We start from the raw sequence: 26,523 nt of genomic DNA on the forward strand, positions 1-26,523 counted from the left end.
GTCTTTATGTTTATACTTATTTTTTTACTTTTAATCCACGGTAACGACTCAACGTTGCACAAAACTCCTGTTTTCTCGGTAACGCGAGATTTCCCGGATGCCCTTTAAACGATGAAATTGCGTCTAATCCTTGTTTTTCAACAATATCATACAATTTGTTTGTAGCTTCAAATAATGTATCGTTCTCATTCAATAAATTTTGTTGATAATAGTCCAACATTTCCGCCAAACATTGTGTCTGACTATGATCAACAAGTTGTTCTAAACCTGAAATATCAATAAGTTCTTTTCCATATAAAATCGAAAATTGACCTTTTACTTTAAAACGCGCATCCTTCCCTTTTTTAGCAAAACTAGATTTTAAAGGTATTCGAGACGGCAATACACCGAATGTCTGATTTGTCTTCATATTACTCTGACTATCATCTGCACGTGCAATAGATTTAGCATTTTCTGTAACATCCTTGAGCACGTATTCATCCATCATTAACACATGATCTGCCGCTTCAAAGTAATCTCCAGAACCACCAACGATTAATATTGTAGAAACATCATAATCTTTATAAAGTGCGCTAACTTTACTTGCAAAAGGCGTAATTGGTTCCTTTTCAGGTGCAATCAACTGTTGCATACGGCTATCACGAATCATGAAATTTGTCGCAGACGTATCTTCATCGATGAGTAATAACGACGTATGAGCTTCTAGCGCTTCCATAACATTTGTCGCTTGTGACGTACTACCACTCGCATTTTCAGTTGAAAATTGATGTGTATCTTTATTTCCTGGTAAATTATTGATAAATGGACTAATATCCACCTTCTCAATATTACGACCATCTTCCGCACGTATTTTCATTGCATCATGACAAGTAATAACATATTCTCTACCATCACCAACGATATGATTATATACACCACGTTCTAATGCCTCAAGTATGGTTGATTTCCCGTGAAAACCACCGCCGACAATTAACGTAACACCTTTGGGCACACCCATACCTGAAATTGTTTTACCACTTGGAAGTGACAATGTAACCTCTACACTTTTCGGACTTTGAAACGCTACGGCTCCTGATAATTGTTTATCTGAAACACCACTTTTACGAGGTAGTATCGAACCATTCGCAACAAATGATACTAGTTGTTTATGCTCAAGCGCTTCACGAATATAAACTTGATCTAACATTAAAGTAACTTGCTGCTCAAGTCCAACTTGGTCAATATTTTTATACAATAGTGCCTCTTCCACTATTTTAGGTAACATTTCTATTAATATATTAGCAGCAACTTTTCCTAAAATTTTCCTACCAGCAGCCGGTAATCCAATTTCTACTCGAACTTCTATATCTTGCTTATTGATTACAACCGCAGTTCGTTCTAGCATTTCTTGACCACAATGATCAATAGAAATATTTCTCGTATTTTTAGAATACTTGCCGCTATGTTTATAGGACTCAATTTTTTCTTTAAAAGCTCGTGTTAAAAAATCAGATACTGCAATGACTTTTTCTTTTGAATCTAAGAAGTTGTTTGGAATATTTGAAGTATCACGCTTCATGATTATTCTCATTTTAGAAGGTGGTGCATACGGATCCACTTGTGCATGATCAATTGCAAGACGAAATTGTTCAAATTGATACTCACCCTTTAGCCTTTTGTACGCCCCATATTTCTGACCATCTAAAGATTTTAAAAGTTGTGCCAAATCTGTAGCCTGTTTCAATAAAACGCCTCCTAGAATGACTTTGATTTATAATTATTTATTCAATTGCCCACTATAAAACAACAAATATAACGCGTACAACTTAAAGAATGACTTGGAGTCATAATATAAACACAAAAATTCAGTAGGAAATAAAGTATTTATAATTTAGTGAAGTGACCTTGTATTATTTTGTTACATGATTTATCTATAGCATCGTCAAACTATAAATATGAATCCACATTATTATTCCATATAAATAATCACTTATATTTTATCTTTTATAAAATGTTTCACATCAGCCGGTATGTAAATAATACTTGGTGTATGATATGCATAATCAATCATAATAAATGGCAGGCTTCCTCTACGAAACCCTCCAACATCAACAATACTATTACGCTCCGCTATTACTAATTCCTTTAACATTTGAGCTGAAATACTATCTACTAGTATTTCATTTATAATACGATCATCTGCAAAAAAATGTTTATTGATTAGTGAAATTAATTCTTGTTTGTTCTTATTTGAAAAACCTCTAATACCATAATTTCTACATATCACCTTTAGATCTTCTACTTCATAAATTTCCATAGCTTCAATCAGTGTTGTATCATTAAAGAGGTCTCTTTTATTTTCAATTTTCATCGCTCTCTCTATTTCAATTTTCTCATAAAATCCAAGCAACGGAAGGTCTTCATATTTACTATTCAATTCTAGTTTATTATACGCATTAAACAACGTTGGACTAATAAAATAATAATAGTCACTTATTTTATGTATCAAGTTATTATCCTTCAATGTTTTAAAGGATTTTATGTCAGACAATGTAAATAATTCAGTATCCCATTGATTATTTAAAACATTTTCAAACTGTAATTTTTCCTCATCTGTTATATCCTTTTGAATGTGTTCAATGATTTTTTCTGCAAGGTATTCATCATTAATTAATGTTTCTGTTAGTGACTGATTAAATATTTCAATCAAATCTGTTAAATTATTTTCCATGTCCACCCCTCCTTTTAATTTCATTTAATACTTTCAATATAAATATATCAAAAATTAATGTGAAGTACATTTATTAGAAGTATGAGTTAAAGATGATGGATTAATAAATTAAAAAATACCAATCTTCTAGAGACTGATACTTTTCAAAAAATAAAACTATACCGGATATACACTTTTAATTGCATCATTTAGCGCTGCTGCAAAATCATACATCGTTGTTGTCCAATTATCTGTATTTTTACGTGCAGCTGTGCTTGAGTTTCCATCTTTAAAGAAAGCTTTTCTTAAAGCCGTTGTTAACTCTAATTGAACACCTGTACTGCCATCTACTTTATTAATAAAATTATTACTATTTGCGCCACCGAGATATTCTGGAGGTACTTTTACGACAAAACCTTTACTTTCTAATTGGCTTTGAATCGCATCTCTTAGTGGAGATTTAGGACCACCTAAATATACGATTGGTTCATCTCCCTGAGCACCATGTATTGAAATCGTTGCAGTACGATCTTCTATCATTTCATGTAATGTCTCATCGTCGTAATGTGTAGATGTCACGTGTAATTGTGTATTATTAGACGGTCGGATAGCTTCAAAAGAAAAATAATCATAATTCCCATCATCAGCAACTAATTTTGTTAACTCTGAGGTACCCTGTTCAATATTTCCGCCGTGTGGTGCTACAATCAGTACGCGACTGCCCGAATTACGTGTATCTTTTTTCCAATCTGTACCTTCTTTAGTATCATTATATAAATCTGTCATTGATTTATAATAGTCTGGTTTACCTGTTTCAACTGGCATATCTAGAGCAGGATTCGTGATTGCTGGTACTGTTATTGGTTGTTGAGCATGCGTGCTAGCTTCATTTGTAGGTTCTGTTCCTTTTTGTACTTCACTTGATTTCGTTGGTTCTCTTGGTTCTGTTGGTACAATTGACGCTGTTGATTTCGCCGTCGTTGTACTAGGTTCCTTCACTATTGTTGTGGGTTTCGTTGTTGTTGTGCTCGGCTGCTTCACTAACGTTGTCGGTTTCTTAGCTGTTGTGCTCGGTTTTTTCACTGACGCTGTTGGTTTCTTAGCTGTTGTGCTCGGTTTCTTCACTGTTGTTGTCAGTTTTGCCGTCGTTGTACTTGGTTTCTTCACTGATGTTGTTGGTTTCTTCGACGTCGTGCTCGGTTTCTTCACTGTTGTTGTCGGTTTCGTCGTTGTCGGCTGCTTCACTGACGTTGTCGATTTCTTCGGTGTTGTTGTCGGTTTTGCCGGTGTTGTTGTCGACTTCTTCACTGCACTTGTCGATTTAGCAGGCACAGTTTTAGAAGTTGTGGGTGCTTTAGTTGTTATCGCCTTAGCTTTGGCTGTTGATTTGGTTGTAATCGTTGGCTGAATTGATTTAGCCTTAACCGTCGTAGTACTCACACTTTTTAATGTCGTTTTATTAGTTGATGTATTCGTTTTTGGTGTCTTAGTTACAGTGTGTGTGTTAGTTGAAACCGTACTTGCATGTGCTTGTCCACTAGTTAATATAATAGAGCTCATCCCAATGACTGTTGTTACAATTCCCAATGCCGCTTTTTTATTTGATAAAGCGCGGACATATTTATTCAATTTCATTTCATTTCCCCTTAAAAATTCAACTATGATTTTAATAATACACAATATTTTTGTTAACGCAATCATTCAAATAATCTTTTACTAAAGATTTAAACAGCAGTAAAATACTACACTAATTTGTCATGAAAGCTTAATTAAATATCTCTATTTTCCTTTCAATCAATCTCTATTTAATTACATATACTACCCTCATTTTTAAGCAACAGCATGCTTCTAATTATTACTATTAAGGTTTCTTACCTATATTTTTCTAAAATCCAACTTTGTCATAAACACTCATTCCCATAGCTTTTATAATAAAATTCTTTATTCAATAAAGACACATATGTTTATCATTTTGACTAATATGGTTGTCAAAATGACATATATATTATATATTGTATGCAAGGAGTTGATACCATTTGCGAAATCGCGTTAAAGAATTACGTGCTCGTGATGGCTACAATCAAACGCAACTAGCTAAGAAAGCTGGTGTCTCTCGACAAACCATTTCTTTAATTGAGCGTAATGATTTCATGCCTTCCATATTAACTGCAGTTAAAATCGCACGCATATTTAATGAACCCGTAGAACATATCTTTATTGTAGAGGAGACTGATTTATGAAAGTAGGACGTTATTTACTACTTCTAGTATTAGGAGGAATTATTGGTGGCATTATTGGTGCACTGATTGGCGCTTTTGATAATGTTTCTCGATACACCGATGTACTATCGCATATTGCACTTTCTTTTAATGGTCCAATCATACTTTGCGTCATCGCTTCAGTCATAAATGTAGTATTGACTTTAGTGCTATATAAAGTACAGCAACAGGCAATTAATTATAAACATCAAACGGAACAAGTACTCGATGAACAACAAGCAGACCACTATGAAAAAAAGGCCAATTTAAAATTCATAAGTTCAGATTTAATATGCTATTTTCAAATTTCAGTGAGCTTATTGACTATGTTAATAATTATTCTCACGCATAGTTCTGACGATGCAATTTTATTTTCAATTATTCCATACATGATTACTATAATTCCATCAATAATGACTGGCTTTTTTGTACGCAAATTTGATTCAAGATATCCAAAACAAGGTGAAGAACAGTATACCGAAAAGATCCTAGCTATAATGGATGAAGGTGAACGACATATCACACTCGTGTCTATGTTTAAAATATATCGCTATAATTTAGCTATCATTATGATTGGTGGCATTATACTAGGTTTATTCTCACTTAGCACTGGCATCAATCAATCTGCCGGCCTATTCATATTAATCATTCTTTTCATATACAATGCATTCGGATACACATTGAAAGTACGCAAATTCTATAAATAAAATAAATTTTTGAAAGTGGGGCAATTATGGAACAGTTATTAAAAGTACAAAATATCAATAAATCATATAAAAAATCAGACTTTCATCTTTCTAATATCTCACTCACACTTAATTCAGGTGACGTTATCGGTGTGATTGGTAAAAATGGTTCTGGAAAATCCACACTATTTAACACATTAGTTGGTAATCGTTTTAAGGATTCTGGAGAAATTGTATATTTCGGAGATGCCATTTCTGATAAAGACAATACATTCAAGGAACATATTGGTGTTGTATTTGACGATTTACGTGTGCCTAATAAACTTACAATTAATGAAATCAATAAAATTTTCTCTAATATTTATAATACATGGGATTCTGACAAATTCTTTTCACTTATCAAAGGATTTGAGTTACCTACCCAAAATGAAATCAAGTCATTTTCTCGAGGTATGCGCATGAAGGCTGCACTTTCCATTGCGTTAGGTCACGATAGTAAGGTGCTTATCCTAGATGAAGCAACTGCTGGTATGGATGCCTCTGGACGTGAGGAAGTCGCAGAGATACTTGAAGATTATGTTGCTGAAGGAAACGGTATTTTAATTTCATCACACATTTCTGAAGATATTGAACAATTGGCAACTAAACTCATTTTTATGAAAAATGGACAAATCATCCTCGAAGAAGATAAACAATATTTGTTAGACCATTACGGTATTTTAGAACAACCTGAAGCCGAATTTAACGTTCCTAATGACATTATTGTTGCATCAAGATCTCGTAAAGATATGAGAGTCACACTGGTTAATCAACGTGAAGCAGTAGCTGGTGCACGTACTCTAGATAGCATTGATGACGCTACAAAATTAATTATGAGAGGTGAACACTAATGAAAGGTTTAATATTGAGTAGCTTTTATACTACCAAAAAATCACTTTATACGTATCTTGTAGTCGCAATTTTTGCCAGTATCGCTTTTTCATTTGTGAATCCAACTATGGCATGTTTTTTACCTATGATTTTCCTTATTTCACCAGTCACAGATAATATCAAACATGAAAAAGATTCCAAATGGATGTACTATATTTCTACTTTACCAAGTGGTAGAAAAGCCTATGTAAACGGTTATTTCGCTTTTTATGGAATGCTGATTTTTATCGGTTTAATACTAGGTACTGTATCCGTATCACTTGTCACTCAAGACCTTGCGATGACTGTGACAGCTATATTGGTTGGCATTGGTGGCGCTGGAACTTATGCGATGATGTTTCCACTAACTTTTAAATTTGGGCCTGAAAACTCTAACGTTATTCTTATAACAACGTCTATCATCGTAATCGCTCTGTTTTTCATAGTCTTTTATGGTGTAATTTTCACAAATTTAGGTTCTTCAGTGTCATCATTAGACGCATCTAGTATGGGACTCACTTTCATATTTGTTGGTATTTATGCAGTCGTTGGTCTATTATTCTTAACAATTTCATACATTGCATCCATGCGTATTTTCAGCAAACAAGAATTATAGGTTTTAAAATAAATGGGAGCTATACGGAAATCAAAGTTTTATAACTAATTTCTCATATAGCTCCCTTATTTTTGTACTTTTATTTCAGTATTTTCCCACTATAATAGCTTTTTCTTCGTGAATTTGTTCTGTATCCATCTAATAAAGAGTGCTGCCGTGATGAATAAACCGATGTAACCAACCACTTTAAATACAAAGTTAACTAGGTCAACAAAGCCTACAAAACTTAATATATATGCTAAAATCAACGTAATCGATAAAAGCAATACATAAGATTTAGATCCAGGTTTTGTAAATCTATTTAAAAATGGATATAACATTCCAATACAACTATTAAAAATGACACCAAACATAACTACTGACATTAAAATACCAATCATTGGATGTATATCATTCGCTAATATTAAAGTTGGAATATCCACCTTGTTTGCATTTTCAATATTTGCCATTAAACCTGCTACCATAATTAATAATAATGCACTAAAAGCAAAACCACCAAAGTACGCCCCTCTGCCGGCAGTCTTATGACTATGTGCATCATTACCAACAATTGTTAAAAAACTAAAGCTATTACCAATAATTAGACCACCATAAATCATTGCATCCCACCACCAAAATGGACTTGATGATTTAGAAGGTTCAACGTGTTGTTGTACTTCAGAAAATGGAATCGTTGGATTCAAAATATTCGTACCTGCAATAATTAACACTGCAATTACTAAGAACGGTGTCACTGCACCCAAAACTGTTAATATCTTATCAAATTTAAGCTGGAGCACAATGAATAGCAGTACCACTATTGCCAGTGACCCTATCCACATAGGTATGTTAAAACCTTGGTTAAGTGCTGAACCGCCACCTGCAACCATGACGACAGTTAAACCAAAAAGGAAAAAGATAATTAAGAAGTCTATAATTTTCCCCATAATCTGACCGAATAAATTATGTAACGAAATATCATATGATGCAGCATCTACACGATATCCTAATTTTGAAATTTGACGTGTCCCAAATGTAACAATAATCCCCGTAATAATTGCCGCAAGATATGCATAATTACCATGATTCACGAAAAACTGTAATAATTCTTGTCCAGTAGTGAACCCTGCGCCCACAATAAAGCTAAGATATGCAAGTGCAATTCCAATCGATGCTTTATTATCTTTACTCAACATGATGTAAACACCCCTCAAAAATTATGTGTTTCACAATAATCAGTTTAACATACATCTTTTGTAATTTTACTTTAATTGTGCAAAGCATAATTGCAGTTTACATCACTTTTATTGTTATTTAGCAGCTTTATCTTTCTGTGCACTGTCCCATTGTCCATATAAGAATATTAGTCCAATACAAGTTAATATTATTGTCGGAACTAACCCCAAACCGATTTTATCTGTAACATATAAATAACCTACTCCTATGACTAAACCTATAGGAATAATTAAGCCTAATATTTTATTACCAGTTCTTGATAAAAAATATTGAATTGCTAAAAGCACTACATAAACAAGCGTAGGTAAAAATATCTTTAAAATTTCCATGTTATTGCCTCCTTATTTTTTACTATTGATTTTCGTATAAGTGACTACTCGCAACAGATATTCTAATGGGCCATATCTAAAATGTTTCAAATATATACTAGCGATATAACATTGTATAAAATAAATTATTATAAAGCTTATGAAGCCTAGAGAAAATAAATCTTTGCCTATTAAACCTAAACCATATCCATAATATATTAATGTTCCTATGACACTTTGCATGATATACATTGATAAAGACACTTTTCCTATACTTTCAAAACCTTTAAAGATAATTCTGTTTTCATATCTTTTATATAACACTTTAAACAAAACTATGTAGCCCATTGATAATGTAATATCAAAAATTAAACTTAGTGATGTATATGTATTACTTTGTGGATAAATTAAGACTAATGATTTAACTAATAAACTCACTGGTATAAGATATATAAATATTTTATTCCCCCAAAAAGTTAATTCACTTTTAGTGAACCAACCTGATTTTGAAAAATAAACACCTATCGCAAAAAGAGATAGAGGAAATAACAATGCTAACATAAAAATAAATGGGGGTGCACTTGCACCAAATTTTTCTTTTAAGCTCTTAAATTTAGGATCTAATGAATCGTCTAAATTAAAATGAATTTCCTCATAATTACCAGTCTGCATTAGTTGTACATTTTGCTTAACTTCTTCTTTAAATGTGCTAGTATTAACACTCATATTACTATTATCAAAAATACCGCTAACGCTAAAAACAATAGCCAATGAAAGTATAATGAAAACAACTATTTTATAAAATTTTTCACCAAATGATATGAATAAAATTAATGGAATCATAGCCAAACCATATGTGAATAAAATATCACCTTCCCATATGAACATTCCATGCACTATTCCAATTAAAATAAGAAAGAATGCACGAAACAATAATTTGAGTCGTTTCATTTTATATTTTTTCACTTTCATTGATTGATACAGTTTATCCATTGAGAACCCAAATAATATAGCAAAAATAGGTAAAAAACTGTTCTCTATTCCAACTTTCACAATATTTATAAATAAGTAATTCCAACTGCTAATATGAAAAATATCTAGGTATTCTTTTCCAGATAAACTAAAATGAAATATCAATAAATTAGCTAAAAAGATTCCTAAAAGACTGAACCCTCTAAGTGCATCAACTACATGTACCCTTTTCATGGTTATCACCTCAAAAAATATTATATCGTTCGATGCTTAAATCATAATTATGTTCACCTTAAATCTACCTTAAATTATTAGCAATATATAGAAATGTATAAATTTTATTTATACAATAATATATGAGGTGTTTAAAATGTTACCTAAAATATTAATAGTAGAAGATGATTTAGATATTCAAGAATTAATTGTCCTTTCATTAAAAAACAAAAATCTGGGTAGTCTAATGACTGCAAATAGTTTAAAAGATGCCAAACTACAAATATCAGACAATGATTTTGATATTATTTTGTTAGATTTAAATTTAAATTCGGAAGATGGATATGAGTTGCTTAAATATATCAATACTTTTAAGACTAAGATCTTCATTGTCTCCGCAAAAGATTCTAACTTGGATGTTTACAAAGGATTTGAAGAAGGTGCAGTGGATTATATAAAGAAACCTTTTGATCCAATGGAACTCACTTATAGGGTGTCTGCACACATTCAAGATAATCGCTCAAACTACTATAGTGATGGTCGTATTTTAATTAACTTCGATACTGCAGAAATTTGGATAAACGATCATTTAATTAACTTAACAGCTAGAGAATATGATTTACTTTCATTTTTCATCCATAATAAAAACCAAATATTATCTAAAGATCAATTGTACGAAAATGTATGGGGATTTGAAACAAGCGTTGATGATAATACATTAATGGTTCACATTAGAACATTGCGCAAAAAAATTGAAAGAGACCCACAAAATCCTAAAGTAATTAAGACAGTTCGCTCAAAAGGCTATATTTTCAAAGGGGATTATAATGAATAAGCGCTTTACTTTTAAGTTCATAAAATACATCTTACTCTATTTTATAATTTCAACGATACTCTTTATTACCGGATTTATAGGTTTTATATATATTCTTTCCTTAGGTACACAAACGGAGTTAAATGATTTAGATAGTGCTTTTTTAGAATTGCAATTAAAAGATACGCAAGATGATAAACCAGCCCCTTCACCTAATGTAAAGCGAATGGCAAAAAAGGAAAACGCTGAAATTTACATTGTCGACAAACAAGGAAATTATATTTATCCTAATGAAACTGGAAATATTAAAAGCAAAATATTGAACAATATATACCACACAAATTCTATACGTTATCTTAGTTCTCCTGAAAACAAATATGTTTATTTAATATATATTTTCGAAAATGAAGAAAAGGTACATATTAAAAATAAAAATAGCATCAACACACAACAATTGATTCAAAGTACTGAAAATGAAGGATTAAATAAATATCACTTTAATATCGAAAATAATCACTTAAATTTTATTAAAAATACAACACAACGGAAATATGTTGATGATACTATTGGTAATGCTACAAATATAAATCTATGGTTATGGATCTTAGTAATAATAATTAGCAACTTATTAATCTCAATCATTATTTCAATAATCTTATCTAAACGTTTATCCAACCCACTTATTTTCCATATTAACTGGGTAGAAAATTTAGCAAAAGGAAAGCTTTATAAACCTGAATCTAAATATAATCATAAGAAAATACAAAAAACTTATAAAGAGCTAAACACTTCAATTACTGCATTAAATAACCAACTCCTGGAAGATAAATTTTATCAAGAACGTATTCAATATTATAAACGTAAATGGATTTCTCAAATATCTCATGATTTAAAATCTCCATTAACTTCAATTTATGGCTATTCTAAATTACTTTCTTCTAATAACTTTGAAGAAAATAAATATTTAAAGTTAATTTCCAATAAAGCTGAATATATGAATACTTTAATAGACAAATTAAATTCAGATTTTAATATGGAAACTCAACAAATGGAAATACAAAAAGAACGATTCAATTTATATCAAACAATAATGAAAATAAATAAAACCTTAGGATACAACAAAATAAATATATCTTTTGAAATGCCAAAAGATATATCCTTTTACGGTAATAAGCTTTATTTTGAACGATTATTAATCAATTTAATTAGTAACAGTATCGAACATAATAAACAAAATCCTAATATCAATATCATTTTCTCCGAAGACAATAAATATTTAAAAATAAATTATTTTGATGATGGAAATGGCTTAGGAAATAAAAAACTGCCAGATTTAATTAATACTAATTACACAACTAAAATGAATATACAAAATAGTGGATTAGGTTTTTCTATTATATATGACTCAGTAAAATTTCATGACGGAATAATAAAAATTAATAACTCAGTCAAAGGTGCTTCATTTACTATTTGGTTAAAACAAAACACTTAATACTGATGATACTATTGCACTCTTTCCCTCTAATCATTTACGAATTCTTTATTTTTTAGTAATAATCACCAAACATAACAATGAGATAATTAAAAAGTAAGGGATTTTAACTATTTAGGGGGATTTTATGTTTAAACATATTAAAAAAAACACAAGATATTCTATACGTACAAGCGCAATGGGAGCCGCTTCAATCGTTATTGGTACTTGTCTATTCGTAAGTGCACACAACGACGCATCTGCTGATGAAATTAGTTCAACTCAAAAGCAGCAATCAACAAATACAATTGAAACATCAAATAATGAAAATGCGGTCGACCAAACCGCTGAATCATCTAATATAGAACGACAACACGTTACTCAAAGTCAAAATCAAAATACTAGTGATAACCAACTTGAACAACAAGAGACTAAAGTAGCTAATACACCAAAAGAAGAAATTGTTAGCGACAGTAAAAATGTACAGCAAGAAACTGATACGCAAGCTACTGCCAACAAAAACAACACTAAAAACATTTCTGATAAAAATAACGAAACAAATAAACCAAAAAATAATGATGCAAATTTAACTAATGAACCTAGTATTGATCCAGAATTTTCGGTAGATAAACAAAAAGAGGAACAGCCTGTTAAAAGTACGCCAGAAAAACCAACTACACCTGAACAATCTAATAATGAAAAGTCACGATTACATAAACAGGCTAACTCAAATGAAAGTGAAACAACTCAAACAGATGATAATGTTACTTCTAACCAACAGAAACAAACAACTAAAACAACTAATGATACTAACCAACCATCTAACTCAGTAAAAAAACGTACTAATAATGAAGCTATCCAAGCAGAAGCACCTACTTCAGAACAAGCTGTTGCAAGCACACCTAATGAAAGTCAAAATAATAAAAATGAAGAAATCCATACAAATAAGACATCTTTCAACAAAAACCTAAATACAAAAAAGATCGAAACACTATCTACGAAAGAACGCAAACAGCTTTATAACAAAATTCAGAAAGATGCAGCGAAGCAAGATAAGGCACCTAAAGCTACATTAAGTAATGTTTCATCAAACTCAACTACGAGTAACAAAACGCGTAAGACATCAGACAAGTCTTCTTTAAGTATTAATCACTCAGGTCGTTACGAAAGTGGTTCGAATTTTGGAAAAGGCGGCACTGAAATTGTAAAATATAATACGAAAAATGGTTATGCTTATTCGATAAACGGAGACAAAGAAGCATTAGATATTTTAGATATCAAAAATACGAAAAATAAAAAGATCAATCTTGTCAAACGCATTTACTTACAGGATGCTGGTATTGCATCAGGTGACTTAACAAGTGTGGCAGTTCATCCAAGTGGCAAGTACATTGCACTTTCCGCACCTGCGAAAGACAAAACGCAACCCGGACACGTTGTGTTTTATACTGAAGATGGAAAATATCTAAGTAATTTGACGATAGGCAGTCTACCTGACATGCTTACATTCACAAAAGATGGTAAACATTTACTTGTTGCCAACGAAGGCGAGCCTTCAGATGATTATAAGACTAACCCCGAAGGTTCTGTCTCAATAATTGATACATCTGGTGACCCGGCACACTTAAAATCTAAAAATGTGCGTACCGCTTCCCTGACGAAAGCACATATTAATGATTCAATCCGCAAATTAGGTCCAAACAAAGATGATGCTTACTTAAATTTAGAACCAGAATTCATCGCCGTTGATAAAAGTGGTAAGTATGCTTATATCACAATCCAAGAATCAAGTGCGATTGCGAAATTAGATATTAAAGAAGGTGAATTTACAAAAGTTCAAGGATTACCATATAAGGATCATTCTTTACCTGAAAATGCAATGGACCCTTCAGACAAAGATGGAAAAAAAGAATTACGCACTGTACCAGTATTAGGTATGTTACAACCAGATACAATTACGTCTTATGAACATAATGGTGAGACTTATCTATTGATTGCTAACGAAGGTGACTCTCAAGATTATGACGGCTATTCAGAAGAAGTTCGTGTCAAAGATATCAAAGAGGATATTGAACTAGACGCTAAATATTATAAAGGCTATACACAAGCTGAATTAGATGAACTTGTAGCAAATGGACTATTTGACGATGACCAGTTAGGTCGACTTAAAGTCACAACTTCTCATAAATTTAGAGATGAAAATGGAAAATATAAAGCGCTTGTCTCATTCGGTGGAAGATCATTTTCAATAGTAAAAGGCTCTGATTTATCCCTAGTGTATGATAGTGGAAAAGACATTGAGGAACGCATCAAAGATATCCTACCTGAGAGATTTAATGCCAATTATGAAGATTACAATTACATTGAAGTCGATGGTCGAAGCGATGATAAGGGACCTGAAGTAGAGTCTATTGAAGTGGGTGCAGTCGGTGACAAAACTTATGCCTTCGTTGGATTAGAACGAACAGGTGGTATTATGATTTATGACATTACAGACCCTACCTACCCTGAATTTGTAAAATATGTTTATGACCCAGAAAATAAAGACATTTCACCTGAAGGCGTTACATTTATCCCTGCAGAAGATAGTCCAAATGGAAAAGCAATGCTAATAGTCTCTTACGAATTATCTGGTACAACGTCGACTTACACATTAGATGACCTTTCTGAAACAGACCAACCAGACTCTAATAATCCGAATGGTGATAATGGCGAAAATGAAGGGCATCACGATAACGGCAATCATAATGAAAATGGTTCGAATAATTCAAATAATGGGCATCACGAAAACAATCCTGATATGCCAAATTCTGGACAAGATACAGATTCAGAGACGCCTCACAATGCTAATAACAACCATGGTCAAATGACTGATACTGAATTCAACAATTGGGTGAACCAAACAGACGATGTGCATGGGCAAAGTGAACAACCCATTGATGCAGAATTTAATAATTGGGTGAATCAAGCACACACAGATTCAAATATCGCGCAATCTAGTACAACAGCATCAACAAATATGACACATCAAAATGCTATTCAACACCAAGCAGCTATGTCTTCAAATGCAGCTTCAGATAACGCTAGCAGTTCGAAGTCTGGTCAACAATTAAATAATGCAAATCAATTACCGGATACGGGTAAAACACCAAATCAAGCACCAATATGGAGCACATTGATTTTAGGTGCTTGCTTGTTATTAATAGGTAGAAAACAAAAAACAAAAACAAAATAGCACAGTCATTTCAATTTTCTAACACAAGAGTTAATGATGACATCAAATAAAGCGGGGACACTTCTAAATGAAATGTCTCCGCTTCTATTATGGTTAAAATTTAAAAATGAAACATACTAACCTTTGCTTCAATTTAACTCAATTATTGGTCATTTATTCGTAGGAAAGATTTTCGGCTTGATCGGCTTGATCACCGATATCATCTGAGCCATCTTTCTCCATCTGTCTAATATAGTGATACAAAGCAACATATGAAGTATTCCCAAAGTCTTTAGCTGCTTCTGTAAATGGTATGGCACCCACATTCATAAGTAAGTGTTTATCGTCATCATTATATACAATAGGCGACATAGTAAAATAAGCCATAACCGCTGAATCTAGCGCACTTTCTTTACTTCCATCATTTGTTAAAACAGATACATTGGTTAATGGGAACCCTTCGTACTCCATTTGAACTACACCATATGACATCGGTTTAGGATTTTTAATATTCAGTAAATCATCTATCGTTTTTGCATCCTCAAATTCACTTTGTTTAATTATATTTTCAGGTTTCACTGTATAAGCACCTGGTTCTACTGATACTGAAATTAATTTGTCGTCTTTAAATTTTGTTAAAATCTCAGCATAGAATACTGGTATATCAGATTTCCCTTGTTTCTTCCCACTCTTGTCGACATACCAATAATCTATCTGTTTGACACCTTTCTCTCCGGAATTCATTTCTTTACGTTGAACACCTTTTTTATCTTTGAAAAACGCGTCTACTTCTTTTACGGAAGATCCTTCTGATTCTTCGACAAATTTACTATCTGCCAATTTGACCTCATCCATTAATTTTTTATAATCTTCCCAACCTCTCATACCAATTTCATTAGTGAATGCTTTTTTAGTCATTAAAGGATCTAATTTTTCTAAAATAGGTAATCGATCAGCAGTACCAACATCTTCTTGAACTTTCTTATATTGTTCCTCTTTACTAGTAGCACCATCTTCTACTTTTGCACTATCACTATCTTTTTTAGCCGTTGTATGTTGTTTTTTCTCAGGTTTATCCGCCAACTCATCATAAAAATCCTTCATAGAAGAATAACCCGCTAAACCTAACACCATTGATACAATCATATACCCCAATAAAATCCTCATCTCGTTATCCCCTTATTTAGTTTTTAATAATTATTTTTTAAACATATAAAGTATTTTGAATCACATAAATAAAAGTGCCACTATTTTAATCATACTACTTTATTAGTCAAACTTATTATAACCATAATAATATATAGTGTGTTATATATCTACATATTTTAACAATAAAATTTTAATTATTTGACTCGAACAATTTATAAGCGTACTTCCCTTTTGTATTTTTTGATTATAAATAAATACACACCCAAAGTATGAATCTTAACCTGAGGTGTGTGCTGTACATTACTATGTCATTTAATTGTGCCATTACCTATACCATCATTTTTTTATGTATATTACTACACCGTTTTTATACTCATTCTTTTAGTACTAAAATTTTGAAATCTGCGTACTTAGTAATCCATGTAAAAGACACTAAATAAACACCTAGTAGTATTAAAATCGACCCTAATACCATAAATTTAGATTCTGCAATGTTAGGTACTAAAAAATACTCTACTACCCTTTCTAAATATAGTAAGAATGATAAGAATACTAATCCAATACCTATTAAAGTCTTTGTTTTCCCAGAAACATATCTCTCTACTTTAGGCATTTCTATATACATTAATATTGCCCCAATTGACAATAATACCAAACATACAATCATAGATATCGTAGAAAGCAACCAATAGTGATATAAATCCACATAATTTTGAACTGCTATATAATAAAATACGTTTGAAAATGCAAATGCAGCATTGAAAGTACCTATAACATTAATAGCAGTTAAAAACTTAGCATACCTTTTTAATGTTTTCTTATTTTTATAACTGTCTTTTTCGAAATTTATAAATCTAAAAAATTGTAATAAACTCATAAAAATCAAAACTAACTCTATTATAGTTATTAACTTCAAATAGTTTGGTAATCTGTCATAATCTAAACCATTAAAAAGTGTAACACTTGAAAGCAGAATCATAAGTAAAGCAAATAAACTTACCACTTGTGTAGCTGGTTTTCTTAACTCATCAATACTTTTATTAATATCCATATATACTCCTCACTATATAAAAAATCAAAACTAAATTCTAAAGTTTTCTAATCTCTTTAATTATATACAAATCCGTTTATTTCTTACACATATATCATAGTTAAATTTAATGTTTGGAAAGTTAATTTTACATAAAATAATAATCAATCTATTAAAATATATATACTTTTACAAGTTATTTAGATAGTATGATAAATATGCAAATCTCTGTTATATTTTTATTTTGATTATATTGCCTTAATCAGTTTTTGTTATAATCAATGTTAAACCCTAAATTTATAAATCTATGTATGATTTGAAAGATTACATAGTTTAAATATACAAATGATTTAATAAAATCAAATCTATCCGATGAATTGGGAGTGCTACATATTAAAAAAGGATATATTCAACCTGTAGATAACAATAAGCGATATAAATTAATAACAAGTGAAAATAAATATTATATTCTAGACTTAGATTCAAATAAATTTTCTTTAATTTTACCATTTATCAACTATATTACTCCACGTAAAGTAATGGAAATTGAATATCAAACTGCAAAAAATTTAATGGAAAGTCAAGATACAAATAGAGAAACGTTTGGAAAGTATTTTTGGTTAATTTCAGGTACTTCTATTTTTTTTAGTGTTTTATTAAGACCACTTGTCAATAATACAGACCTAAATATAAATATTTATATGATAATATTATTGCTAATATTAACAAACTTACCTATTGTTTTACTTAGATTTTTTAACAGTCACAAAGAGAAGAAAGTTTTCATGAAAACTAAATACATATCAGTAAAAAGAGTTTTCATTATACCTAAATTAAGGATCATTTTTCTAAGTCTAAGTTGTTACTTATTTTTTGGTTTCTGTTACTTTTTAATTTTATATGGCTTCTTATTAAAAGAAAAACCAAATATACTAATATCTATCATAAGTATGTTGATGTTATATTTATTTCTTCAAAGCAATAGAGTTTTATATTCTCATCAACACGCGAAAATATATTTGAAATAGGTTTTACCGTTAATGATTATTAGATAAAACATTAAATATAAACGTAAAAATATAATGAACTTTCCAAAATGTCTAATAACCTATGAGATGGAGTGGTGAAATTTGCTTTGTAATTCTATAAATATAACTAAAAATACAAAGTACAGAATTATATAATATAAAAATGAATATTATCTAGTCAATTTAACTAGTAACTGGTTATCGTTTATGTTTCCAATGATTAATTGGTTTATACCAAAAACTTATGAAAAATTAACTAAGGATGAAGTTGATAATTTAGATTTGGTTATTCCAAATAAAGATAATTCTAAAGCATTATTTGCAAGTGGCATAGGTGTGCTCATAAGCGCACTTCTCCGACCAATATCAGCAACATTTGATATTCACTTAGGAAGAATGACTTCTATTATTATTTGTGTATTAATTTTCCTTTCAATCATTTTTTTGCATGTGCACTTATATAAAAAATTAACTATTAAAAAATACAATTTCACTCAAAGCAATCAAAAAATAATACTTATCCCTACTTTTAAAAACACAGTATTATTACTTTTTACCTATATTTTATTTGGCTTTCTTTCATTCGGTCTAATAGAGGTTTTAATAATAGCAAACAAGTCAAATATACTAGTTTTTATTTGTTGGGGAATGATTTTCACTATATTTTCATTCTTAAATATGTTTTCAATAATAGATACAAAAGTATATGCCAAATTAATATAAATGAATTTGAAAATTATTTATACATGAATATGAAAAGGAGTCGATAATATTGATAGGTTACGTTATTTCTTTGCTAAAGAATCCTAGATATAAATTTTTGTATATAGAAAATCAATACTATTTAATAGATTTGCAGTGCAATATTATTTCTTATATCTTCCCAATGATTAATTGGTTCCCTAAAACTTGCTATAAAGTTGATAAAACTACATATATTGATTTGCAAAGTACTAATCAACAATCAAATTCAAAGACAAATTACTTTTTATTTGTATGTGGATCATCAATATTATTAGCTGCTATTTTAAGACCAATTATGAAAACAGTAGATTTTCCAGTTAATCCATCAATTGCAATCATTCTTGTTCTTTTAACACTTATTGCTGTAATCTCTTTACACATTATAATGAGAAGAAAATATTCATTGTCAAAACAATTAAAAAATAATACTAGAACAAAGATTAAATTAATACCTAATTCTAAAAATTTTATAGCTTTAATCTTATTTTATTTTATGACACTATTCTTTTCTAGTTTAGGTGTTTACATGTTTTTAATAGAATTAGAAGTGAATTTAGTTTTTTATTTTGCATGGATAATTATGATATTAGCTTTAACATTTTCCAACATTCTATCTATAAGTGTCGGGAAATTAAAAGCAAAGGTATACAACTAATACATATTAATAATGTGAGGACAGTCATTTCAAAATATTAGGTGCTAAATTACTTAAAATTTCTATATCATTTGTCTCTGAATACAAAAATACATCAAGCAACATTGAAAAGTTGCTTGATGTATTTTTATAGACAAAACGTCGTTAATAAACTGCCAAAACATATTCATTTTTTAAAATTATCGATTTCTAAATTAAAACTAAATGTTATGTTTTGATCATTAAACTGGTATGCTTTATTTAATTCTGGACCACAACTATTGGATCCTATTCCACTTTGTTTATAGTCAATAAATAAGTAAGTTTGATCTTCTTTTACTAATTGATCATTATGTTTTACTTTAGTTAATTGTTCCAACGAATAATGAGAAACATTAAAGCTAAAGGTTTCTTCACTATTGATAATAACGCAATGTTTATCATTCATTATATTTACGAACGTTGTTTGATTGTGACTACCTGTCTCTTGAGGTCTTATATACACATCTCCATTACATGTCACTGTTGTTTCAAACATATCTAAATATGGTGCAATACCTTTATCTTGATAGCTGCTCATCGGTCCATTACCATAATAATTAATTGTTTCAAAGGTTGAAGGTAGCTTGAATAGTATCCCGAACCTAGGTAAGTATGGTGCAATCGTATTTTTTTCTAAATCGTACTTAATATTAATCGTTCCATTTTGCTTTATTGTCCATATCATGTTTCCATATAGTATCGGGGGAACTGCTACAGATACTATCTCAATGTCAAAAATAAGACGTACCTCAGTCTTACTTTTCAATATTTTATAGCTTTTCACACGCGTTTGAGCGACATCATAACCAGCATATAACCATTTTTCTTTAATATACGCATCATTGTCTATAGGTGCACGCCAAATATTATTTTCAGTTTGCTTATCTAAAACTACTTCACCTTTATGCACTAATGATTCAAGTGATCCGCATCGTTTATCAAAACAATATTGATTTATATCACCAACAGAAACACTTATTTTATCTGAGAACTCTTCACATTTAATGTCCATTTTCTCTACTTTTTTAGAAATGAATGTTCGTCTGTGATAAGTGATTTGATCATGCCCAACTTCAAAATATCTTGGACGCCATGCATCTTCACTAGTTAATTTGTAATGCAGTACTACATCGCTAATATCGTTTATATCTATATAATCTCTTAGATCAAACGTTTTTTCTGTATGTGGTAGAAATGAATTTAATGGGAGAGTAAACTTTTTCTTTATTCCATTTCTATAAGTAGCTACACCATCTACCGTTAAAAAATCTTGTGCATTTGTAAAATCAAGTTTATTCTTTAAAGTCACTTGATAATCATCTTGATGCACGATTTTTAAAGGACTATGTTCCTGTTTGAATTCATAATACCCCTCATGAGGGATTCGATCTGGTGATACAATACCATCCACACAAAAATTGCCATCATGTATTGATTCACCAAAATCTCCTCCATATCTAAATATAGGTTCTCCGTCTTTCAAACCAGTTTGAATAGCATGATCACACCATTCCCAAACAAAACCTCCAATAAAACATTCATACTTTTCCATTAAATTTTGATATGCATGAAGGTCGCCCGGTGAATTACCCATAGCATGCGCATATTCACATAATACAAATGGCTTGTCTAAACTAGAATTTTTCAAATAAGTTTCTTCTATCTCTTCCGGGGATGCATACATTCTACTAATCATATCTATATTGGATAAATCATACTTTTTTTCTTTATCTCTATACAACGCACCTTCATAATGAATTGGGCGTGTTGAATCTAATGATTTAGCACGCATTAGTCCCTTAACCATATTAATTCCAAAACCTGATTCATTACCTAGTGACCAAGAAATAATTGAACTATAATTTTTTAATGGGATAATAGAAGACTCAATACGCTCAATAATTGGTGTTTCATACTTCTTGTCATCTGTAATAATATTAAAGTGTTCAGTGTTTTCTTCTCCATATAACCTAACAACGCCATGTGTTTCTATATCCGCTTCACTCATTACATAAAATCCATACTGATCTGTCATTTCATAAAATAAAGGTGCTTTCGGATAATGTGCAGTTCTTATTGCATTAAAATTTCCTTGTTTCATTAATGCTAAATCTTTTTTAAAATCTGCTTCACTCATTACATATCCTGACTGTGGATGGCTATCGTGATAATTTGTCCCTCTCAATTTAATTGATTGTCCATTTATATACAGTTGATTATCTTGTATTTTAACTTCTCTAATTCCTATTTTTTGAGTTATTACTTCATTTTTAGTAACAATCAATAAAGTATATAATACCGGGTGTTCCGCCGACCACAGTTCTGGTTGTTTAAGTATAAACTGATGCTGGTTTGTAATTGTAACGTGTTCTATTTCAGTTCCTTCAAAATCATATAAATACAAATCAAAAATATCTAAATCACATTTTCTTTTCATTTTAAATTTGATATTTCCTTCACACTTGTCATAATCTACAGTTGTTTCAATTTGAAAATCATCTATGCGTGATTTAGCACGTTTTAATATATATACATCTCTAAAAATACCTGAATGACGAAACATGTCTTGATTTTCAAAGTAAGTACCATCTGAATATTTAAGTACAACGACTTCAATAAAATTTTTCCCATTATGAACATAATCAGTAATATCAAATTCTGAAATAGCATGTGCAATTTGGCTATATCCAACAAAATTGTTATTTATCCATACATAAAACGCACTATCTACTCCTTCAAAGTTCAAATGAAACTCATTTTCTTCATCATAATCCAGAATTTCAAAGGAGCGTGAATAAAGACCACATGGATTATCTTCAGGTATATATGGCGGGGTGAATGGTATTGGATACTGTGTATTTAAATATTGTATTTGATCATAACCATACAAATTCCAAACAGAAGGAACTTCTATAGTATTATTCTTCTTATGTTTTCGTCTTTCCATACATGATTCAAAAGATTGATATAATTTAAACTGCCAAGTTCCATTTAATAATGTTACATTCTGTGTCGCATATCTTGTTTCTAATTTATAATTTTGTTCTCCATGTTTATATGGTATATAAAAAGCTCTTCTTGGTAGCAAATTAATATGTTGCGTTTCTAAATTTTCATGGTAACTTTCTTTGAACATATGACATCTCTCCTTATTTAATACGTTCTCTATGTTCCCTCTGGCGTTTATATTGCAAGGTTCTCTCTATATCTATTAGAAAATTTCCTTTTAAATTAAAAGCTTTATGATATAGAAAAGCAGATAATCCCACAAATACTAATGGCGCTACAATAATCATGATACGTAGTCCATTAATCGTTACAACTGACTGAGTTGCATTAGGCGTATAACCTAATATTGATAAACCAATACCAACAATCAAAGCTGCTACTGCTTGTGATGCTTTAGTCAAAAATGTATTGGTAGACGTAATTATACTTTCATTACGCTGACCAAATTTTACCTCCCCATAGTCAATAACATCTGCTAATGAAACTGTAGTAATACCAATCATAAACCCTGACCCAATCCTTAATATACCAGCACCTATGATAATAAATAATGTACTCTTTGGTGCAATATATCCGGCTATTAATATTATAATCAGTCCTAAAACAATACATACAATCGCTGTATTAAATGCGCGAGTTCTACCTATCCATTTTATGAATTTAGGTAACAATAAAAGTCCCGCCATTTCGCATAAAATCATAGCGTTAAAAATTGAAAATAAATGCTCTGCATTTACAACATATTTAAAGTAATAAATAATGGAACCATTCAAAGTTTGTAAACATAAATTGAATGTTAATAGTACGCCCATGATGGCTAGTAGTTCTTTATTTTTAAATAAAATTCTTCCAATATCTTTGAAATTAACTTTAATTCCTATTTGTTTCTCTAACTCTTTGTCTTCGGGTACTTTAAAAACTGTTACTGCAATGGTAAATATAAAAACCAAACTACAAATGATAGCAAATATAAAAATACCTATTGAATCACTGCCATTACCGAACACATCACCTAATTGATGAATAAAAAACAAGCCAAATGTTCCAACTGTAAAAGCCGCAAGACTAGCAAAAAATCTTGGTATGACAGAAATTTCTTCACGTTCCCTTGGATTATGCGTTAAATTAGGCAACCAAGACCAATACGGAATATCCATCATTGTGTATGTCATTCCCCAGGAAATATACATAAATGAAATATATATGTACATAAGTGTTTGTGGTAAATCAAAATTTGTAAAAAGTAAAACAGTTACAAGTGCATTTGCTAATGTCCCTATCACTAACCATGTTTTAAATTTACCAAATTCATTTCTGGTATTATCTACAATCATTCCCATAATAGGATCATTGATTGCATCCCAAATACGTGCTACGAACAACATAACGCCTACAAAAGCTGGAGAAAGTCCGACAATGTCAGTAATGTAAAACATTAAAAATACACCAACAATATTAAAAATGGCATCTTTACCTATTGCGCCAAATCCAAAGGCATATTTTTGCTTTGTTGTTAAATATCTATTCATAATATCCACCTCTACGTTTATCTAATTAAAGCGCTTCCAATTTTGGTCGATTTTATTTTATCAATAGCCAATATAGTCATGAATAGCATAATGATGCCTTTATATGGCAAAATGTTTCCTTTTCTATTAAGATATAAATAAATTAATATGATATTCATTAAGAGGGATTTTATGCAGATATTATGGAAGAAATTTCAAAAGAAATTAGTAGATGCCAATTTAGCTGAATGTGGTATTGAAATTGGTATCCCTAATGTTGGCTATGATTACACGGTGCTTCAACAATCTGTACTACATATAGTGACTGATGGTGAGGGTGTCTTTAAATATAATAATGAAATATATCACTTAAAAAAGGGAGATATTTTTTTACTTGAGCGTGGTATGTCAGTGAAGTATATGCCCTCATTTTCAAATCCATGGACATACTATTGGGTGGGAATTAATGGTAAGCAATTATTAAATTATTTAATGCGTTCTTATATTGTAGACACTCATGTCATTATCGGAAAAGATACACAAGACATTAAAGTGATTATTCAAAAGCTCTGTAAATTAGCGAAAGATATTCAGTCGACTAATTCTAACGATATACTTATTATGCAGTATTTATACAAACTTGTTTATACATTTCAAGACAAATTCCCCAAAACTTTCACTGTTCCATTAGACATTGTAAATGAAGATATTCAACACGCTATAGAGTTTATCAATACACATTATCAAAACGGTATTACGATTACTGATGTTACAAATTCAGTAAATATGTCTAGAAGCTATTTGTATAAACTTTTTAAAAAACATTTAAATTGTTCACCTAAATCGTACTTAACTTATATACGTATGTATCATGCCTCTCAACTTTTAATAAACAGCAATTTGTTAGTTAGCGAAATCTCTCAAAGAGTTGGTTATAGTGATCCCTTGCTATTTTCCAAAAATTTCACTAAACATTTTGAGATTAGCGCTTCAGCTTATCGCTTTCATTTTCAACAAAATAAATAAAATAAGGCATTGTATAAATCATCATTTTTAGCCAAATTGAAGGTGAAAACCTATAATTAAAACTAAAGCATGCACGTTAATACTTAATTGTTTGTTTATATAATTCTTGAATATTTAATGGGATATGTGACAGAAATATAATTTTCTAACAAAGATTCTGTAGTCCTCCGATAAGAATTACTAGGATTGAAAGGTTTACCTGAGCTGAAGCTCATTTATAAGTCTCACTAACTTAATGAATTATGCAGTGAGACTCTACATTTTCAATTCAGTCATCTCTGTCCTCTAATTGATTACGAATCTGAAACGTCAAACTATGTCCCAGACTCTTCCAGAAATAACCCTAAATTAAAGTAAGGTCTAATCATATATGCGTGAGAAGCAATCAATATTATCAAACTTATCCATATGAATTTATTCGATTCTTCATCATACATAGGAACATAAAACCCTAAATAAGCAACATATATAAATCCTCCAATTACAAGTAACAATCCTAACAATTTAAAGATACGGTTTTTAAATAATACACCAATTTGAAACTCGCTAAATAAAATCATATGCATACCTAACCATGATAAAAATGTAGACATTACCAAACTTAACCATATATCAAAAGCATGTATATTCATTAATTCAGAAGCAAACACATAAATTGTACTTACTGCTAAGGGTATTACATATGCACATAATATATTGGTTATTAAATACCTTATTGCAGATATTTTTGAAACTTTAACTTTTCTATATCTTTTTTCTTGAATCAATGAAACTACCACACATGTTAACCAAAACACTATAAATACAATAAGATATAGTGGCAATGCATCCCCATTACCTGATACAAAAAACGGTACAATATAAAAAATTAAAATTAAGATGTTAATAACAATAGAAAATGGTGTGATATATGCTAGTTTTATGTTTTTTAAAATCTCTGTGGACATTATATTCTCCTATTATTTTGAACTTGAAATAATAACTTAAA

The 26,523-nt window shown here is 30.5% G+C and carries 21 protein-coding genes and 1 pseudogene; 11 read left to right on the top strand and 11 right to left on the bottom strand.

Features of this window, described 5'->3' with window-relative positions; all coding sequences use genetic code 11:
• Positions 1-16: 16 nt before the first annotated feature.
• The 3 genes from BJS11_RS04400 to BJS11_RS04410 all read right to left on the bottom strand — a co-directional run bounded on the left by BJS11_RS04400 (position 17) and on the right by BJS11_RS04410 (position 4,324).
• Positions 17-1,723 carry an ABC-ATPase domain-containing protein gene (locus BJS11_RS04400; RefSeq protein ID WP_069995462.1) on the bottom strand — a complete coding sequence of 569 codons (1,707 nt, stop codon included), beginning with the start codon at positions 1,721-1,723 and terminating at the stop codon, positions 17-19.
• A gap of 246 nt (positions 1,724-1,969) precedes the next feature.
• A complete protein-coding gene (locus tag BJS11_RS04405) occupies positions 1,970-2,710 on the bottom strand; it encodes a hypothetical protein (RefSeq protein ID WP_069995461.1) in 741 nt (246 codons plus the stop codon).
• 156 nt (positions 2,711-2,866) lie between these two features.
• Positions 2,867-4,324: a poly-gamma-glutamate hydrolase family protein gene (locus BJS11_RS04410; protein ID WP_069995460.1), complete on the bottom strand. Its 1,458-nt coding sequence runs from the start codon at positions 4,322-4,324 to the stop codon at positions 2,867-2,869.
• Positions 4,325-4,725: 401 nt separating this feature from the next.
• Here BJS11_RS04410 and BJS11_RS04415 point away from each other — a divergent pair, with 401 nt between their 5' ends.
• Genes BJS11_RS04415 through BJS11_RS04430 form a run of 4 tightly spaced genes read left to right on the top strand, consistent with a single transcriptional unit; the run spans position 4,726 to position 7,158 of the window.
• Entirely contained in the window at positions 4,726-4,929 is a 204-nt protein-coding gene (locus BJS11_RS04415) for a helix-turn-helix transcriptional regulator (RefSeq protein ID WP_069995459.1), read from the top strand.
• Positions 4,926-5,654 (top strand): DUF3169 family protein, encoded by a 729-nt coding sequence (locus BJS11_RS04420; RefSeq protein WP_069995458.1) that lies wholly within the window; start codon positions 4,926-4,928, stop codon positions 5,652-5,654. Before BJS11_RS04415 ends, BJS11_RS04420 begins: the two co-directional genes overlap by 4 nt.
• Positions 5,655-5,680: 26 nt before the next feature.
• The gene (locus BJS11_RS04425; protein WP_069995457.1) at positions 5,681-6,523 is read left to right on the top strand and encodes an ABC transporter ATP-binding protein; all 843 of its coding nucleotides are present in this window, start codon (positions 5,681-5,683) and stop codon (positions 6,521-6,523) included.
• The gene (locus BJS11_RS04430; RefSeq protein ID WP_069995456.1) at positions 6,523-7,158 is read left to right on the top strand and encodes an ABC-2 transporter permease; all 636 of its coding nucleotides are present in this window, start codon (positions 6,523-6,525) and stop codon (positions 7,156-7,158) included. The genes BJS11_RS04425 and BJS11_RS04430 overlap by 1 nt, the downstream gene beginning before the upstream one ends.
• A 98-nt stretch (positions 7,159-7,256) precedes the next feature.
• On the opposite strand, the gene BJS11_RS04435 is transcribed toward BJS11_RS04430, so the two are convergent.
• The 3 genes from BJS11_RS04435 to BJS11_RS04445 form a co-directional block, all read right to left on the bottom strand.
• On the bottom strand, positions 7,257-8,333 hold the full coding sequence (locus BJS11_RS04435; RefSeq protein WP_180365215.1) for a YkvI family membrane protein: 1,077 nt from the start codon (positions 8,331-8,333) through the stop codon (positions 7,257-7,259).
• 114 nt (positions 8,334-8,447) lie between these two features.
• On the bottom strand, positions 8,448-8,702 hold the full coding sequence (locus BJS11_RS04440) for a hypothetical protein (protein WP_069995455.1): 255 nt from the start codon (positions 8,700-8,702) through the stop codon (positions 8,448-8,450).
• 12 nt (positions 8,703-8,714) lie between these two features.
• Positions 8,715-9,887: a DUF418 domain-containing protein gene (locus BJS11_RS04445; protein ID WP_069995454.1), complete on the bottom strand. Its 1,173-nt coding sequence runs from the start codon at positions 9,885-9,887 to the stop codon at positions 8,715-8,717.
• A 136-nt stretch (positions 9,888-10,023) separates the two neighbouring features.
• On the opposite strand from BJS11_RS04445, the gene BJS11_RS04450 reads away from it, so the two are divergent.
• From BJS11_RS04450 to BJS11_RS04460, 3 genes are all read left to right on the top strand, one after another.
• Entirely contained in the window at positions 10,024-10,701 is a 678-nt protein-coding gene (locus BJS11_RS04450) for a response regulator transcription factor (RefSeq protein WP_069995453.1), read from the top strand.
• A complete protein-coding gene (locus tag BJS11_RS04455; RefSeq protein WP_069995452.1) occupies positions 10,694-12,172 on the top strand; it encodes a sensor histidine kinase in 1,479 nt (492 codons plus the stop codon). The genes BJS11_RS04450 and BJS11_RS04455 overlap by 8 nt, the downstream gene beginning before the upstream one ends.
• Before the next feature lie 127 nt (positions 12,173-12,299).
• Positions 12,300-15,386, top strand: a complete 3,087-nt coding sequence (locus tag BJS11_RS04460; protein WP_069995451.1) for a choice-of-anchor I family protein — start codon at positions 12,300-12,302, stop codon at positions 15,384-15,386.
• Positions 15,387-15,539: 153 nt separating this feature from the next.
• On the opposite strand, the gene BJS11_RS04465 is transcribed toward BJS11_RS04460, so the two are convergent.
• Together BJS11_RS04465 and BJS11_RS04470 are read right to left on the bottom strand one after the other, a co-directional pair.
• Positions 15,540-16,532, bottom strand: a complete 993-nt coding sequence (locus tag BJS11_RS04465; RefSeq protein ID WP_069995450.1) for a hypothetical protein — start codon at positions 16,530-16,532, stop codon at positions 15,540-15,542.
• Between the two features lie 355 nt (positions 16,533-16,887).
• Entirely contained in the window at positions 16,888-17,565 is a 678-nt protein-coding gene (locus BJS11_RS04470; protein ID WP_069995449.1) for a DUF5079 family protein, read from the bottom strand.
• A 362-nt stretch (positions 17,566-17,927) separates the two neighbouring features.
• On the opposite strand from BJS11_RS04470, the gene BJS11_RS14135 reads away from it, so the two are divergent.
• The 3 genes and pseudogenes from BJS11_RS14135 to BJS11_RS04485 all read left to right on the top strand — a co-directional run bounded on the left by BJS11_RS14135 (position 17,928) and on the right by BJS11_RS04485 (position 19,971).
• Positions 17,928-18,572 carry a DUF443 family protein gene (locus tag BJS11_RS14135; RefSeq protein WP_069995448.1) on the top strand — a complete coding sequence of 215 codons (645 nt, stop codon included), beginning with the start codon at positions 17,928-17,930 and terminating at the stop codon, positions 18,570-18,572.
• 168 nt (positions 18,573-18,740) lie between these two features.
• A pseudogene (locus BJS11_RS04480) lies at positions 18,741-19,295 on the top strand (DUF443 family protein); the annotation flags it as partial.
• A gap of 49 nt (positions 19,296-19,344) precedes the next feature.
• Positions 19,345-19,971, top strand: coding sequence for a DUF443 family protein (locus tag BJS11_RS04485; protein WP_069995447.1), 627 nt, complete (start codon positions 19,345-19,347; stop codon positions 19,969-19,971).
• Between the two features lie 166 nt (positions 19,972-20,137).
• Here BJS11_RS04485 and BJS11_RS04490 read toward each other — a convergent pair whose 3' ends face one another.
• Both BJS11_RS04490 and melB read right to left on the bottom strand, forming a co-directional pair.
• Positions 20,138-23,128: a glycoside hydrolase family 2 TIM barrel-domain containing protein gene (locus BJS11_RS04490; RefSeq protein ID WP_069995446.1), complete on the bottom strand. Its 2,991-nt coding sequence runs from the start codon at positions 23,126-23,128 to the stop codon at positions 20,138-20,140.
• Between the two features lie 13 nt (positions 23,129-23,141).
• On the bottom strand, positions 23,142-24,530 hold the full coding sequence (gene melB / locus BJS11_RS04495; RefSeq protein ID WP_069995445.1) for a melibiose:sodium transporter MelB: 1,389 nt from the start codon (positions 24,528-24,530) through the stop codon (positions 23,142-23,144).
• A gap of 171 nt (positions 24,531-24,701) precedes the next feature.
• Here melB and BJS11_RS04500 point away from each other — a divergent pair, with 171 nt between their 5' ends.
• Complete coding sequence (locus tag BJS11_RS04500) at positions 24,702-25,535, top strand: AraC family ligand binding domain-containing protein (RefSeq protein WP_069995444.1); 834 nt, start codon at positions 24,702-24,704, stop codon at positions 25,533-25,535.
• 314 nt (positions 25,536-25,849) lie between these two features.
• On the opposite strand, the gene BJS11_RS04505 is transcribed toward BJS11_RS04500, so the two are convergent.
• On the bottom strand, positions 25,850-26,482 hold the full coding sequence (locus tag BJS11_RS04505) for a DUF5079 family protein (RefSeq protein ID WP_069995443.1): 633 nt from the start codon (positions 26,480-26,482) through the stop codon (positions 25,850-25,852).
• Positions 26,483-26,523: the final 41 nt, after the last annotated feature.

Origin of the sequence: Staphylococcus caeli (assembly GCF_900097965.1) — a bacterium.
Classification (GTDB): Bacteria; Bacillota; Bacilli; order Staphylococcales; family Staphylococcaceae; genus Staphylococcus; species Staphylococcus caeli.

Coding starts and splice junctions, on each gene's coding strand:
- BJS11_RS04405 (WP_069995461.1), bottom strand. CDS start 2,710: ATGGAAAATAATTTAACAGATTTGATTGAAATATTTAATCAGTCACTA.
- BJS11_RS04410 (WP_069995460.1), bottom strand. CDS start 4,324: ATGAAATTGAATAAATATGTCCGCGCTTTATCAAATAAAAAAGCGGCA.
- BJS11_RS04420 (WP_069995458.1), top strand. CDS start 4,926: ATGAAAGTAGGACGTTATTTACTACTTCTAGTATTAGGAGGAATTATT.
- BJS11_RS04425 (WP_069995457.1), top strand. CDS start 5,681: ATGGAACAGTTATTAAAAGTACAAAATATCAATAAATCATATAAAAAA.
- BJS11_RS04430 (WP_069995456.1), top strand. CDS start 6,523: ATGAAAGGTTTAATATTGAGTAGCTTTTATACTACCAAAAAATCACTT.
- BJS11_RS04435 (WP_180365215.1), bottom strand. CDS start 8,333: ATGTTGAGTAAAGATAATAAAGCATCGATTGGAATTGCACTTGCATAT.
- BJS11_RS04440 (WP_069995455.1), bottom strand. CDS start 8,702: ATGGAAATTTTAAAGATATTTTTACCTACGCTTGTTTATGTAGTGCTT.
- BJS11_RS04445 (WP_069995454.1), bottom strand. CDS start 9,887: ATGAAAAGGGTACATGTAGTTGATGCACTTAGAGGGTTCAGTCTTTTA.
- BJS11_RS04450 (WP_069995453.1), top strand. CDS start 10,024: ATGTTACCTAAAATATTAATAGTAGAAGATGATTTAGATATTCAAGAA.
- BJS11_RS04455 (WP_069995452.1), top strand. CDS start 10,694: ATGAATAAGCGCTTTACTTTTAAGTTCATAAAATACATCTTACTCTAT.
- BJS11_RS04460 (WP_069995451.1), top strand. CDS start 12,300: ATGTTTAAACATATTAAAAAAAACACAAGATATTCTATACGTACAAGC.
- BJS11_RS04465 (WP_069995450.1), bottom strand. CDS start 16,532: ATGAGGATTTTATTGGGGTATATGATTGTATCAATGGTGTTAGGTTTA.
- BJS11_RS04470 (WP_069995449.1), bottom strand. CDS start 17,565: ATGGATATTAATAAAAGTATTGATGAGTTAAGAAAACCAGCTACACAA.
- BJS11_RS04490 (WP_069995446.1), bottom strand. CDS start 23,128: ATGTTCAAAGAAAGTTACCATGAAAATTTAGAAACGCAACATATTAAT.
- melB (WP_069995445.1), bottom strand. CDS start 24,530: ATGAATAGATATTTAACAACAAAGCAAAAATATGCCTTTGGATTTGGC.
- BJS11_RS04500 (WP_069995444.1), top strand. CDS start 24,702: ATGCAGATATTATGGAAGAAATTTCAAAAGAAATTAGTAGATGCCAAT.
- BJS11_RS04505 (WP_069995443.1), bottom strand. CDS start 26,482: ATGTCCACAGAGATTTTAAAAAACATAAAACTAGCATATATCACACCA.